This is a genomic window from Coprococcus sp. AM100_B19A (assembly GCF_027662015.1).
Lineage (GTDB): Bacteria > Bacillota > Clostridia > Lachnospirales > Lachnospiraceae > Allocoprococcus > Allocoprococcus comes.
On sequence record NZ_JAQDKN010000007.1, the window covers coordinates 70,684 to 84,796 of the forward strand.

The window sequence follows — 14,113 nt, forward strand, 5'->3', positions numbered from 1 at the left end:
GTTCTGAACACTTAATGAAAGCAAGCCACAGGCGCAGCTTGAATTTAATGAGAAGACCGCTCCCAAGCCTTAGTGACGACGAGCCGTAGGCGACAGAGGAACTTAGGCGCACGGAGCAGCGAAAGACAGATTTATGTAAACTTAATTAGGCGGCTGATAGAGGATACGCCAGGGTGTGTGTAGAGCGTTATCCACTATTTAATATACATGAACACCACGGGCAAGTGGTTTCTAGTATATTGCTTAAAAACCGGCGGTCATTAGCCGAGAGATCGGTTGCCGGAAAGGATGCGGATACCGAACCGCATCTGGGCTGGGATATCGGACGTGTCTGAGGCATTGGATACATTTTGAAAAGTCCGGTAGGGCTCTTTTTGATAACGGGATGCCCGCAGCCTCATTATAGGACAATGTGAAACCAAAAAAAGAAAGAAAATGGAGGAAATCACAAATGGCTCGTATTGCAGGTGTAGATTTACCAAGAGACAAACGTGTAGAAATCGGATTGACTTATATCTATGGAATCGGAAGAACAAGTGCAACCCGTATTCTCGCAGAAGCAGGAGTTAATCCTGATACTCGCTGCAGAGATCTTACAGACGACGAAGTTAAAAAGATCAGTGCAGTGATCGATGAAACTCAGACAGTTGAAGGTGATCTTAGAAGAGAGATCGCTCTTAACATCAAGAGACTTCAGGAAATCGGATGCTATAGAGGAATCCGTCACAGAAAAGGACTTCCGGTTCGTGGTCAGAAGACAAAGACCAATGCAAGAACAAGAAAAGGTCCTAAGAGAACAGTAGCAAACAAGAAGAAATAATTTCGACAAATAATAAAAAGGAAAGTGTAGGTTAGTTTAAATGGCTAAGAAAGTTACAAAAAAAGTGACAAAAAAACGTGTCAAGAAAAACGTTGAACGCGGACAGGCACATATCCAGTCATCTTTCAATAATACAATCGTTACTTTGACAGATGCACAGGGAAATGCTTTATCATGGGCAAGTGCCGGTGGTCTTGGTTTTAGAGGTTCAAGAAAATCTACTCCATACGCAGCTCAGATGGCAGCTGAAACAGCAGCTAAAGCAGCTCTGCCGCATGGTCTTAAATCAGTAGACGTATTCGTAAAAGGACCAGGTTCAGGAAGAGAAGCAGCAATCCGTGCTCTTCAGGCATGCGGAATTGATGTAACAAGCATCAGAGACGTAACACCGGTACCACACAATGGATGCCGCCCGCCGAAGAGAAGAAGAGTCTAGTCGAATTATTATAGGAGGATACGAACATGGCAGTAAATAGAGTCCCGGTTCTTAAAAGATGCCGTTCCCTTGGAATGGATCCGGTATATCTTGGAATTGATAAAAAGTCTAACAGACAGTTAAAGAGATCCAATAGAAAAATGAGCGAGTATGGTCTTCAGTTGCGTGAAAAGCAGAAAGCTAAATTCATCTATGGTGTATTAGAAAAACCGTTCCTGAACTACTTCAAGAAAGCAGATCAGATGAGCGGAATGACAGGTGAAAACCTGATGGTTCTTCTTGAATCAAGACTGGATAACGTAGTATTCCGTCTTGGATTTGCAAGAACAAGACGTGAAGCAAGACAGATCGTTGATCACAAACAGGTTCTTGTTAACGGAAAACAGGTTAACATCCCTTCTTACCTCATTAAAGCAGGTGATGTGATCGAGATTAAAGAAGGTAAAAAATCTTCACAGAGATACAAAGATATCGTAGAAGTTACAGGTGGACGTCTTGTTCCGGAATGGCTTGAATCAGATATCGAAAACCTGAAAGGAACAGTTAAAGAACTTCCTACTCGTGAAGCAATCGATGTTCCAGTTGACGAAATGATGATCGTCGAGTTATATTCTAAATAGAACGCATTCATATAAAATGCAATACTTAACGAACCTGATTTCTGGGTTCGTTAAGGTTCTGTTAGGAAATATCCTGTTTTTTATCGAAAACAGGACAAAAACTGACACCCTCAACATACAAAAACCCATAAGGAGGGACCAAAATAGTGTTTGATTTTAATAAACCTAATATTGAAATTGCAGAAATTTCAGATGATAAGAAGTATGGCAGATTTGTTGTAGAACCACTTGAAAGAGGATATGGTACAACACTTGGAAACTCTCTGAGAAGGATTATGCTTTCTTCTCTGCCGGGAGCTGCAATCAGCCAGATTAAAATCGACGGAGTATTGCATGAGTTCAGTTCTATTCCGGGCGTAAAGGAAGACGTAACTGAAATTATCATGAACTTAAAAACACTCGCAATTAAGAATTCTTCCGAGACAGATGAGCCGAAAACAGCTTACATCGAATTTGAGGGAGAGGGCGTAGTTACAGCTGCTGATATTCAGGCAGATTCTGATATTGAAATCATGAATCCGGAAACTGTAATCGCTACACTTAACGGCGGTGCAGACAGCAAGCTTTATATGGAACTGACTATCACAAAGGGAAGAGGATATGTAGGTTCTGATAAGAATAAGACAGAAGATATGCCGATTGGTGTGATTCCGATCGACTCTATCTATACACCGGTTGAGCGTGTAAATCTTACAGTTCAGAATACTCGTGTCGGACAGATTACCGATTATGATAAACTCACACTTGATGTTTATACAAATGGTACTCTTGCACCGGATGAAGCAGTCAGCCTTGCTGCAAAAGTATTAAATGAACATCTCAAGCTCTTTATTGATCTTTCTGAAGTTGCTCAGTCAGCGGAAGTTATGATTGAAAAGGAAGACGATGAAAAAGAAAAAGTTCTTGAAATGAGTATTGATGAACTTGAACTTTCTGTTCGTTCATATAACTGTCTGAAGAGAGCAGGAATCAATACTGTAGAAGAACTTACAAACAGAACATCAGAAGATATGATGAAAGTTCGTAACCTTGGACGTAAATCTCTTGAAGAAGTTCTTGCTAAATTAAAAGAACTTGGTCTTGAACTCAGCCAGGGAGACGAATAAGGAGTTCCCGTTTCGCATGTGAATACAGGCAGAAACACTGACACACGATCTGGCTAGTAAGCCCGATGAAAGCATAACCAGATGGCATATCCGCAGTAAGACCGAAGGTGCATGCCGGTATGTCCCGAATAATGGAGGATAAAAAAATGGCAAAGTATAGAAAACTTGGAAGAACAGCAAGTCAGAGAAAAGCATTACTGAGAAATCAGGTAACAATGCTTCTTCAGCACGGAAAAATCAGAACAACAGAAGCTAAAGCTAAAGAAATCCGTAAGATCGCAGAAGGTCTTATCGCTTCAGCTGTAAAAGAAAAAGATAACTTCGAAGAAGTTACAATCAAAGCTAAAGTTGCTAAGAAAGATGCAGAAGGCAAGAGAGTTAAAGAAGTAGTAGATGGTAAGAAAGTTACTGTATACGAAGAAGTTGAAAAGACAATCAAAAAAGACAATCCGTCAAGACTTCATGCAAGACGTCAGATGCTGAAAGTACTTTACCCTGTAACAGAAGTTCCGACTGCTGCAGCTGGAAAGAAGAAAAATACAAAAGAAGTTGATCTGGTAGACAAACTGTTTACAGAGATCGCTCCGAAGTATGCAGACCGCAACGGCGGATATACAAGAATCATCAAAATTGGACAGCGTAAAGGTGACGCTGCAATGGAAGTTATTCTTGAGCTTGTATAATCAAATGAGATCGAAAGCCACAGGCATTTATGCCTGTGGTTTTTTTGTGTATATAGTGAGTTGGTCTGCTCGATTTCTACCTTTCTTTCTGATAAAAGTCAGTGTATAATAGAAAACATCTGAAAAGAATGTCCTTTAACAGACGTGAAGGAGGAACGACATGGGACGTGTAGGGCGATTTATTTTAAAGGTTGCGGCAGTATTGATATTGATTGTATCGGCGGGTACATTTGCACTTTCTTTATTTACAGGAGAGACAAGAAATGGGGATAATCTGCAAAGCGAGTTCGATTATCTGATCACAGTGGGAATTTCACAGAGTGGAGAAGAAAGCTCATGGAAGGATGCAAATACAGCGTCTTTTATGGATACATTTGTCAAATCAAACGGTTATGAAGCGGTGTATGCAGATGCAGGTAGCGATCAGGAAAAACAGATTGAAGATGTGGAAGGATTTATAAAACAGGGTGTGGACTATATCATTCTGAATCCGATTTCTGAAATTGGCTGGGATGATGTGCTGGAAGATGCAAAAAAGGCACATATTCCTATAATCCTTGTGAATAACGGTGTAGATACGGATGACAGCAGTCTGTATTCGTGCATGCTTGGAAGTGATTACGGAAAACAGATGAAAAAGGCAGGAAAATGGTTGGATGAATATCTGAAAGAAGAGGACGAGAAAAAGGCAGAGAAAGAAAAGGCGGCTTCTGAGGCACCGACTCAGGAAGAATCGGAACAGACGGACAGTGAAGATACGGAAGTAAATACAGACAGTTCAAAAGCGACAGATAGCAGTGCATCCATTTTTGATAAAATTATGAAAAGCAGTTCAACGGCGAAGGATGAGACGGATTCGACAGAGGAGGAGCAGACAGAAGAAGACATTACCATCAAGATCGCCGCGATTCAGGAATCCATCGGCTCGGAGGAGCAGCTGATGAGAGCGCAGGGATATCAGACTATGCTGGAAAGGTATTCGGACTGGGAGATGGTGGCACAACAGACCGGTGACAATTCCAGAGAAGAGGCAGAGAAAGTCATGAAACTATTTCTTGAGCAGGAACCGGATTTACGGGTAGTGTTTGCTGAGAGTGACGAGATGGCACTGGGAGCCATCGATGCGATCGGGAAATCAGGAAAGACCTGTGGAGAGGATGGAGATATTATTGTGATTTCATTTGGTGGAAGCAAAGCGGGGATCGAAGCTGTAAAAGAAGGTAAATTGAATGTAACCTTTGAATGCAATCCGGGCCAGGGACCGAAAGCGGCAGAACTGATCCAGAGACTGGAATCGGATATTTCTATTGATAAGGAACAATACGTGGAAGAAACATATTTTGATGGAACTATGGATTTGGATGAAATTATAGAAAACAGAACATATTAAAGGCAGGAAGAAGAATGATAAAAGTATTTTTGGTTGAAGATGAAATTATTATCAGAAATGGGATCAAGAACAGTATTAATTGGGAAATGCATGGATATGACTTTGTCGGAGAGGCAAGTGATGGAGAACTTGCGTTACCGATGATTCTTGAAAAGAAACCAGACATCCTGATCACGGATATTAAGATGCCTTTTATGGATGGACTGGAACTCAGTGAGCAGGTTAAAAAAGTACTTCCGGCTACGAAAATCATGATTCTGAGTGGATATAATGAGTTTGATTATGCAAAGATGGCGATTAAGATTGGTGTAACCGATTACCTTCTGAAGCCAATTTCTTCAGAAAAATTGTTGGATGCAGTTAACAAAGTAGCAGAAGAAATCCGGAAAGAGCAAAGTGAAAAAGAGCAGATGAATCAATATGCCCGTGAAATGCAGGAAAACAAAGAAAGTGAAAAGTTTCAGTTTTTCAATCAGGTGTTTGCAGGAAGTATGCCATTTGGAGAATGTCTGGAGCAGGGAAAGCAGCTGGGAATTGAAATCAGTGCAGAGGGATATTGTGTGATCCTCTTTAAGATCATTATGATCGATCATCCGATGGATTATAGCGAGGATATTGTAAGTGCAACTGAAGATATAGAAAATCTGAGTGAGCAGACAGAAAAGCTCCTGTGGTTCCGGAGAGGTGTAGAAGGATGGGGATTTATTGCACAGGGAGCTGTTGGTGAAGAACTGACTGCGAGAGCTCAGACATTTAGGGAAGATCTGGAAAAAGTTCTGGAAAAATATAAAAATCTGGAATATTTTGGAGGAATTGGAAGTCAGGTGGGGAGGTTCAGTGAGATTAAAAGATCCTACAATGATGCAAACAGAGCCTTTGCAGAGCGTTTTTCAAGAAGTTTGAGACAGTTTGTGAGTTATTCAGAGGTTCATCAAATGGGGGTTCAGAATGACGTTGAGATGCACAGACTCGGAACCATGGCGGAGAACCGGAAAATGCTGGAGCGTTTCCTGAAGACAGGAACGGAAAATGAAGTAAAAAGCTTTATGGATGCATATTTTGATGCAATTGGTGAGCAGAACCTGCAGTCGATGATGTTGAGACAGTATATTGTAATGGATACTTTTATCAGCGTCCAAAGTCTGGGAGACAGTTTGAACATTGAAAAAGAAGATATTGAAAGAGAGCTTGGCGATGTGCAGGAGGTATCGCAGTATGTGCAGGAACTGGAGGCAACGAGGAAGTACCTGGAAAATATAGTCAGACGAATGATCCGGTTAAGAGAGCAGGCATCGGGCAGACGCTATTCAGAAATTATTGAAAAAGCGAGAGATTATATCGGACAAAATTATATGTCAGAGAATATTTCACTGAACCTGGTGGCTTCGAGCGTCAACATCAGTCCGAGCTATTTCAGCTCTTTGTTTAGTCAGGAGGTTGGCTCAACCTTTGTAGAATATCTGACGGGTGTTCGTATGGAAAAAGCAAAAGAGCTTCTGATGTGTTCGGATAAGAGGACATCGGACATCGGATATGAGGTGGGATACAAAGATTCCCATTATTTCAGCTATATATTCAAAAAGACACAGGGATGTTCGCCGAAGGAATTCCGTTCAAGAGGAAGGGGATAAAATATGAAGGTGAAATATAAGAACTGGTCGATCAATAAGAAACTGCTTTCCATTTCGCTGTCAGCATTTCTGCCAATGGTAATTCTGGCCGCCTATTTGATCGTGTCTTTAAATAATGCGGCATCAGCTTATTCTGAGATTACAAAAAGTATTGCCTATGCCAACCGTTATGTGAAAGACTTTAAAAGTCGGCTGGACTATAGTGTGTATCTTGCTGTGGTAAGTAATAAGCAGCTTAAGGAGGTCGGAGATGGAGTTACAACGGTAAATGGAGTAGTGACGGTGAATCCATACGACTATATTACGGAGATGGAAGAGGCGTGTGATAAGATGGTGCAAAATGCGACGGTTCCGCTCACCCAGTCACAGGCGGGACGTATTAAAAATTCACTGTCTTCACTCCGTTTTTGTGTACAGGATCTGGATAAACAGATTAAAGAACGGACTTCTTATGATGAGAGAATGGAATATTTTAACAGTAATGTCAAAGATCTGACGACACTGGTACAGACCGGAATCCAGGACTATGTCTATCTGGAAACTTCCAATTTTGTGACTGTACAGACGGAACTGAACCGGAATAACCGTAATTCGACCATTTTGGCGGTCGGAGTAGCAATTGTTGCGATGAGTATTTCCCTGCTGCTCAGTGGACGAGCAGCACGAAGTGTGACAAGACCGATCCGCGATCTGTGTGATCTGACAGAGAAGGTTGCCGGTGGTGATTTCTCTGTAAAAACACAGGTCGAAGCAGGGGACGAGATTGCGGTGCTCACGCGGAGCTTTAACGATATGACAGAGGAAATCGGGATTCTGGTAGATGATATCCGGAAAAAACAGGAAAATCTCAGAATTATTGAGAACCGACTTCTGCAGGAACAGATCAATCCACATTTCCTTTACAATACTCTTGATGCCATTGTCTGGCTTGCTGAGGAAAATAAAAGTGCAGAGGTTGTGAAAATGGTAACCTCGCTCTCTGATTTTTTCCGCACAACCTTAAGCAAAGGACATGATTATATTACAGTGAAAGAAGAGCGGACGCATATTGAGAGCTATCTGGAGATCCAGCAGTTCCGCTATCAGGATATTCTGGACTATGAGATCCAGATGGATGAGGAGATCTACGGCTACATTATACCGAAGCTTACACTGCAGCCTCTTGTCGAAAATGCGCTTTATCATGGAATTAAGAATAAGCGGGGGAAAGGTAAAATCCTGATTACCGGTAAAAAGCAGGGAGATAAAATCATTTTCCAGGTCATTGACAATGGAAAAGGTATGACAGAGGAAGAACTGAACAGTCTCCGGAAAAAGATGGCAGGGACGGATACAGGAGATGAAGCGAAGGGCTTTGGTGTATCGAATGTGAACCAGAGAATCAAGTATTATTACGGGGAAGAATACGGAGTGTTCTTTGAAAGCAAGGAAAATGAAGGCACAAATGCAACGATCATCATAGCAGCTAAAAATATTCAACTTCCATCATAAAAAAACTAACTTTTTCACGGAAAAGCAGAAAATATTCTACCAAAAGAGGAAGATTTTCCGTATTAAAAGTATGAAAATTTTATTATTATAAGTACATCAAGAGGTTAAGAAAACCCAATGAAGGAGGAACATGTAAAATGAAAAAAAGAAAAGTGTTAGCAGTATTGTTATGTGCAGCGATGACAGCAGCTTTAGCAGTTGGATGTGGTGGAAGCAAAGGATCTGACAGCAGCGACAAGAGCAGTGATTCATCAAGCTCATCCGATGATGTGATCACAGTAGGCTTCTCACAGGTAGGTGCAGAATCTGACTGGCGTACAGCAAACTCTCAGTCAATGAAAGACACATTCAGCAAAGAAAACGGATATGACCTGATCTTTGATGATGCTCAGCAGAAACAGGAAAACCAGATCACAGCAATCCGTAACTTCATCCAGCAGGAGGTTGATTACATTCTTCTTGCACCTGTTACAGAGACAGGATGGGATACAGTTCTTCAGGAAGCAAAAGATGCAGACATCCCGGTAATCATCGTTGACCGTATGGTTGATGTATCTGATGACAGCCTTTACACAACATGGATCGGAACCGATGCTCTTTGTGAAGGTCGTAAAGCAGCTGAATGGCTGAACGGATTTGCAGAAGCAAAAGGAATCGCAGCATCTGATATCCATATCGCTGATATCCAGGGAACAATCGGATCTACAGCTCAGATCGGACGTACAAAAGGTCTTGAAGAAGGCGTTGACAAATACGGATGGGATCTTGTAGCTCAGCAGACAGGTGAATTTACACAGGCTAAAGGTCAGGAAGTTATGGAGTCTATGCTGAAACAGTATGACAACATCAACGTAGTATACTGCGAGAACGATAACGAAGCATTCGGAGCAATCGATGCAATCGAAGCAGCAGGTAAGACAGTTGGATCTGATATCGCTAACGGCGAAATCATGGTAATTTCTTTCGATACAACACATGCAGGACTTCAGGATGTTCTTGATGGAAAGATCGAATGCGATGTAGAGTGTAACCCACTTCACGGACCACGTGCTGAAGAACTTATCAAAAAACTTGAAGCTGGCGAAGACGTTGATAAACTGAACTATGTAGATGAAGAAATCTTTGCTCATGATGACACAGTTAAATCTGTAAAAGCTACAAACAGCTTAGACGAAGAAAAAGATTTTGATGTAACACCACTTACACAGGATATTCTTGACAAACGTGCATACTAAAATGCATTAGGAAAGTCGGATATATAATTTGACAGACACATAAGGGTGGATGAATAGAGAGGCGTGGTAGATAATAATCGGAATGTGCCGGATATTTATACTACGCCCTCTTTATTGAAAAAAGGAAAGCAGGTGGAAGAGTATGGAGGGTAATGTTGTACTTACAATGCGGGATATTTCCAAGACATTTCCCGGTGTAAAAGCATTGCAGCATGTTGATTTTACACTTCGCAAGGGCGAAATTCACGCTCTGATGGGTGAGAACGGTGCAGGTAAATCTACACTGATCAAGGTTCTTACCGGTGTACATGAATTTGAAAATGGCGAGATCCGTCTGGATGGAAAAGACGGTCCGATTATTAATAAATCACCTCAGGACGCACAGAACAATGGTATCAGTACTGTATATCAGGAAGTTAACCTTTGTCCGAACCTGACGGTGGCAGAAAATCTGTTTATTGGACGCGAACCAAGAAAAGCAGGATTTATTGACTGGCGTACAATGAACAAACGTGCAACAGAATTGCTTAAGAGTCTTGAAATTGATGCTTCAGCTACCCAGAAGCTGGAAGAGGTTTCTCTGGCAAGACAGCAGATGATCGCAATCGCACGTGCAGTTGATATGAAATGTAAGGTTCTGATCCTTGATGAGCCAACTTCATCTCTGGACGATGATGAGGTTGCAAAACTGTTCAAACTGATGAACAGACTGAAAGATGAAGGTGTAGGTATTATTTTCGTAACACACTTCCTGGAACAGGTATATGAGGTCTGTGACAGAATCACAGTTTTACGAAATGGGGAACTGGTTGGCGAATACGAAGTCAAAGATCTGCCAAGAGTTATGCTTGTTGCCAAGATGATGGGTAAAGACTTTGATGATCTTGCAGATATCAAGGGAGATCATGCAGAACTCAAAGAATTCATCCCGGTTATCGAGGCAGAAGGACTTAGCCATAAAGGAACGATCAAACCGTTTGATATGACGATCAACAAAGGTGAGGTTGTCGGATTTACAGGGCTTCTTGGATCCGGACGTTCGGAACTTGTCCGTGCAATTTATGGAGCTGATAAAGCGGATTCCGGTAAACTGAAAGTTAACGGAAAAGAAGTGAAGATTCATGCTCCGATCGATGCAATGAAGCTTGGTATGGCATATCTTCCGGAAGACAGAAAGAAAGATGGTATCATCGCAGATCTGTCTGTCCGTGAAAATATTATTATCGCACTTCAGGCGAAAAAAGGTATGTTCCATCCAATGAGCAGAAAAGAAATGGATGAAGCAGCAGATAAATATATTAAGATGCTTCAGATTAAGACAGCAAGCCGTGAAACTCCGATCAAGAGTCTGTCAGGTGGTAACCAGCAGAAGGTTATCATTGGTAGATGGCTTCTTACCAATCCGGATTTCCTGATCCTGGATGAACCTACAAGAGGTATTGATATCGGAACCAAGACAGAGATCCAGAAACTGGTACTTGATCTTGCAGATCAGGGAATGGCGGTTGCATTTATTTCTTCAGAAGTAGAAGAAATGCTCCGTACCTGTTCACGTATGGCAGTTATGCGAGACGGTAAGAAGGTTGGAGAAATTTCCGGTGATGAATTATCACAGGAAGGTATCATGAAAGCAATCGCAGGAGGTGAAGAGTAATGAGCACAAATAAATCAACATGGAAAAAGCTTACCTCTATGAGGCTTTTCATGCCACTGGTGTGTCTGCTTGCAATCATTATCGTAGCTACAATTACAATTCCGGGCTTCTTAAGCATGTCTCTTAAGAATGGAGTTCCATACGGATATCCGGTCGATGTGATCAACCGTGCATCCGAGCTGGTTATTTTGTCAGTTGGTATGACACTTGTTACAGCAGCTTCCGGAGGACAGGACATCAGTGTCGGAGCTGTTATGGCGGTCGCAGGAGCCGTATGCTGCCAGATCCTTTCCGGTGGGGAAGTATCTGTAAACTCTCTGTCAGCACCGATTATCGTTGCATTCCTTGCAGCACTGGTTGCTTCAGGAATCTGCGGTGCATTTAACGGATTTCTGGTTGCAAAGCTGAATATTCAGCCGATGGTTGCGACATTGATCCTTTACACAGCAGGACGTGGTATCGCCCAGCTGATCACAGACGGACAGATTACATATATCCGTGTGAAATCTTATCAGGTATTCGGAAGCTATGTCGGAAAATTCCCGATTCCGATGCCAGTTGTAATTGCAATTATCGTAGTTATCATTGCATATGTTATTTTGAAAAAGACAGCTCTTGGACTTTATATCGAGAGCGTTGGTATTAACGGAACCGCATCCAGACTGGTCGGACTTAATTCAACCATGATCAAGTTCCTTACTTACCTGATCTGTGGTGTACTTGCAGGTGTTGCAGGATTTGTGGCTTCCAGCCGTATCTACTCAGCAGATGCCAACAACATTGGTCTGAACCTTGAAATGGATGCCATCCTTGCAGTTGCCCTTGGTGGAAATGCCCTTGGTGGTGGTAAGTTCAGCCTGATGGGATCTGTGATCGGAGCTTATACAATCCAGGCACTTACAACTGTTCTTTACGGATTGAATGTATCAGCCGATCAGCTTCCGGTCTACAAGGCAATCGTTGTTGTAGTCATCGTTGTCCTTCAGAGCCCGGTATTCAAGAAATTTATTGCAGTGCAGAAAGAAAAAAGAACATCAAAGGCTGCAGTGAAAGGAGGAGCTAACTAATGAAAGCAAAAGTATCCGGAACAAAAAAGAAAATTAACGGAACGACATTCCTCCTTATGATTACAATTTTACTGTTTGTTGTAATGTACGCAGCAGGTATGATCGTATTTAACGACAAAGGTTTTGCAAAACCGCAGATGTTCCTGAATCTGTTCATTTCCAATGCAGGTCTTCTGGTTATCGCGATGGGCGAAACGATCGTTATGATCACAGCCGGAATCGATATCTCAGTTGGTTCTGTTACAGCACTTGTATGTATGGTTGCTGCAAACCAGATGGAAAATCACGGTGCAAGCGCTTATACCGCACTTCTTATGGCACTGGTGATCGGACTTCTCTTTGGTCTGGTTCAGGGATTCCTGGTATCTTATCTGGAGATCCAGCCATTCATTGTAACACTGGCAGGTATGTTCTTTGGACGTGGTATGACATCAATCATCAGTACAGATATGATTTCTATCAAAAATGCAACTTTCATGGCATGGGCTAAATACAAAATTTACATGCCGTTTGGTTCTTACAGTAAGAGGGGAAAATTCCTCCCGGCATATATTTATCCGACAGTTATCATTGCAATCATCGTTCTGATCGTAATCATAATCGTTATGAAGTATACAAAATTCGGACGTTCTGTATATGCGATCGGTGGAAATGAACAGAGTGCACTTATGATGGGACTGAATGTTAAGAGAACAAAAATGGCTGCATACCTTCTGGACGGCTTTCTTGCAGGACTCGGCGGATTCCTTTTCTGTATGAACAGCTGTGCCGGATTCGTAGAACAGGCAAAAGGTCTTGAGATGGATGCGATTTCAGCAGCCGTTATCGGGGGTACACTACTTAGTGGTGGTGTCGGAACTCCATTCGGAACCCTGTTCGGTGTACTGATCAAAGGAACGATTTCCAGTCTGATCACTACACAGGGAACACTTTCAAGCTGGTGGGTACGAATCGTACTTTCCGCACTCCTCTGCTTCTTCATCGTTCTGCAGTCTGTATTTGCAAGCCTGAAGAAGAAAAACTAAAGAAAGAACAGTACTTGAAATATTACAGGCGAAAAGAAAAAACGACGGGTATTGACGGAAACTTTTTAATTGCCTATAATAAAAAAGTAGGATTTAAACACCGGATGTTCATATCGTACATCCGGTGTTCTTTTTGTAAGTATTGAGTATAAAGGGGAAGGAGGAAGATGAGATATGAAAATAGGGATTGCGAATGACCATTCTGCAGTGGATATGAAAAAGCAGGTGGTAGAGTATCTTGTGGAAAAAGGATATGAAGTTGTCAATTACGGAACTGATTCTTATGAGAGCTGTCCTTATCCGAAATATGGGGAAAAGATTGGAAAAGCAGTTGCAGACGGAGAAGTGGATCTCGGAGTTGCAATCTGTGGAACCGGTCTTGGCATTTCCATGGCAGCCAATAAGGTTCACGGTGTCCGCGCAGCGGTGTGTTCTGAACCATATACGGCAAAGATGGCAAGAGAACATAATAATGCAAATGTGATTGCGTTCGGTGCAAGAGTAATTGGAATCGAGATGGCAAAGATGATCCTTGATACATTTCTTGGTGCAGAGTTCCTTGGGGGACGTCACCAGGATCGTGTAGATATGATTATGGCGATCGAAGAAAATCAATAGCGCGGATGAAAAACAACAAGAGCGGATAAAGGCAATGAAAAAGCTTTTATCTGCTCTTTTTGTGTATATGGTGAGCCAAGTACAGATTGGCGCCTGCACAAGGTTCTGCATTTGGTGAAGGGAAGAGGTTACAGAAGTACGTGAATCGAAAAAAGCTTGTTATACTTGTTTTGGTGGCGTCAAAAAACAATACCATATTATTTGATGTTTTATAAGAAGTGCACAAAAGATGCAAAAAGAAGAATACAAGTTAGGACCTCGATGAAAAACAAATATGTATTCAAGTTGTACACATATAATAAATACAACTTAGCAAAAACATACAAAAGTTGTACGA

At 41.8% G+C, this 14,113-nt stretch carries 13 protein-coding genes; all 13 read left to right on the forward strand.

The features are described 5' to 3' along the window. Window positions 1–451 precede the first annotated feature (451 nt). The 13 genes from rpsM (at window position 452) to rpiB (ending at window position 13,776) form a co-directional block, all read left to right on the forward strand. Window positions 452–820, forward strand: coding sequence for a 30S ribosomal protein S13 (gene rpsM / locus PGQ33_RS08860; RefSeq protein WP_022220186.1), 369 nt, complete (start codon window positions 452–454; stop codon window positions 818–820). Between the two features lie 40 nt (window positions 821–860). Further along, complete coding sequence (rpsK, locus tag PGQ33_RS08865) at window positions 861–1,256, forward strand: 30S ribosomal protein S11 (RefSeq protein ID WP_008372572.1); 396 nt, start codon at window positions 861–863, stop codon at window positions 1,254–1,256. 26 nt (window positions 1,257–1,282) lie between these two features. Beyond that, a complete protein-coding gene (gene rpsD, locus PGQ33_RS08870; RefSeq protein ID WP_022220185.1) occupies window positions 1,283–1,876 on the forward strand; it encodes a 30S ribosomal protein S4 in 594 nt (197 codons plus the stop codon). A 146-nt stretch (window positions 1,877–2,022) separates the two neighbouring features. Next, the gene (locus tag PGQ33_RS08875) at window positions 2,023–2,982 is read left to right on the forward strand and encodes a DNA-directed RNA polymerase subunit alpha (protein WP_008372575.1); all 960 of its coding nucleotides are present in this window, start codon (window positions 2,023–2,025) and stop codon (window positions 2,980–2,982) included. Window positions 2,983–3,128: 146 nt separating this feature from the next. Then, complete coding sequence (locus tag PGQ33_RS08880) at window positions 3,129–3,665, forward strand: bL17 family ribosomal protein (RefSeq protein WP_022220184.1); 537 nt, start codon at window positions 3,129–3,131, stop codon at window positions 3,663–3,665. A 160-nt stretch (window positions 3,666–3,825) separates the two neighbouring features. After that, window positions 3,826–5,055, forward strand: a complete 1,230-nt coding sequence (locus tag PGQ33_RS08885; protein WP_270205610.1) for a substrate-binding domain-containing protein — start codon at window positions 3,826–3,828, stop codon at window positions 5,053–5,055. Between the two features lie 14 nt (window positions 5,056–5,069). Then, window positions 5,070–6,686 (forward strand): response regulator, encoded by a 1,617-nt coding sequence (locus PGQ33_RS08890; RefSeq protein WP_022220182.1) that lies wholly within the window; start codon window positions 5,070–5,072, stop codon window positions 6,684–6,686. Between the two features lie 3 nt (window positions 6,687–6,689). After that, window positions 6,690–8,177 carry a sensor histidine kinase gene (locus PGQ33_RS08895; protein WP_270205611.1) on the forward strand — a complete coding sequence of 496 codons (1,488 nt, stop codon included), beginning with the start codon at window positions 6,690–6,692 and terminating at the stop codon, window positions 8,175–8,177. A 137-nt stretch (window positions 8,178–8,314) separates the two neighbouring features. Beyond that, a complete protein-coding gene (locus tag PGQ33_RS08900) occupies window positions 8,315–9,412 on the forward strand; it encodes an ABC transporter substrate-binding protein (protein ID WP_117834863.1) in 1,098 nt (365 codons plus the stop codon). Between the two features lie 142 nt (window positions 9,413–9,554). Then, complete coding sequence (locus PGQ33_RS08905; protein WP_117823726.1) at window positions 9,555–11,066, forward strand: sugar ABC transporter ATP-binding protein; 1,512 nt, start codon at window positions 9,555–9,557, stop codon at window positions 11,064–11,066. Then, entirely contained in the window at window positions 11,066–12,133 is a 1,068-nt protein-coding gene (locus PGQ33_RS08910) for an ABC transporter permease (protein WP_008372590.1), read from the forward strand. The genes PGQ33_RS08905 and PGQ33_RS08910 overlap by 1 nt, the downstream gene beginning before the upstream one ends. Beyond that, the gene (locus tag PGQ33_RS08915; protein WP_008372592.1) at window positions 12,133–13,158 is read left to right on the forward strand and encodes an ABC transporter permease subunit; all 1,026 of its coding nucleotides are present in this window, start codon (window positions 12,133–12,135) and stop codon (window positions 13,156–13,158) included. The genes PGQ33_RS08910 and PGQ33_RS08915 overlap by 1 nt, the downstream gene beginning before the upstream one ends. A gap of 174 nt (window positions 13,159–13,332) precedes the next feature. Next, window positions 13,333–13,776 carry a ribose 5-phosphate isomerase B gene (gene rpiB / locus PGQ33_RS08920; RefSeq protein WP_022220180.1) on the forward strand — a complete coding sequence of 148 codons (444 nt, stop codon included), beginning with the start codon at window positions 13,333–13,335 and terminating at the stop codon, window positions 13,774–13,776. Window positions 13,777–14,113 lie beyond the last annotated feature (337 nt).

Coding starts and splice junctions, on each gene's coding strand:
- rpsM (WP_022220186.1), top strand. CDS start 452: ATGGCTCGTATTGCAGGTGTAGATTTACCAAGAGACAAACGTGTAGAA.
- rpsK (WP_008372572.1), top strand. CDS start 861: ATGGCTAAGAAAGTTACAAAAAAAGTGACAAAAAAACGTGTCAAGAAA.
- rpsD (WP_022220185.1), top strand. CDS start 1,283: ATGGCAGTAAATAGAGTCCCGGTTCTTAAAAGATGCCGTTCCCTTGGA.
- PGQ33_RS08880 (WP_022220184.1), top strand. CDS start 3,129: ATGGCAAAGTATAGAAAACTTGGAAGAACAGCAAGTCAGAGAAAAGCA.
- PGQ33_RS08885 (WP_270205610.1), top strand. CDS start 3,826: ATGGGACGTGTAGGGCGATTTATTTTAAAGGTTGCGGCAGTATTGATA.
- PGQ33_RS08890 (WP_022220182.1), top strand. CDS start 5,070: ATGATAAAAGTATTTTTGGTTGAAGATGAAATTATTATCAGAAATGGG.
- PGQ33_RS08895 (WP_270205611.1), top strand. CDS start 6,690: ATGAAGGTGAAATATAAGAACTGGTCGATCAATAAGAAACTGCTTTCC.
- PGQ33_RS08900 (WP_117834863.1), top strand. CDS start 8,315: ATGAAAAAAAGAAAAGTGTTAGCAGTATTGTTATGTGCAGCGATGACA.
- PGQ33_RS08905 (WP_117823726.1), top strand. CDS start 9,555: ATGGAGGGTAATGTTGTACTTACAATGCGGGATATTTCCAAGACATTT.
- PGQ33_RS08910 (WP_008372590.1), top strand. CDS start 11,066: ATGAGCACAAATAAATCAACATGGAAAAAGCTTACCTCTATGAGGCTT.
- PGQ33_RS08915 (WP_008372592.1), top strand. CDS start 12,133: ATGAAAGCAAAAGTATCCGGAACAAAAAAGAAAATTAACGGAACGACA.
- rpiB (WP_022220180.1), top strand. CDS start 13,333: ATGAAAATAGGGATTGCGAATGACCATTCTGCAGTGGATATGAAAAAG.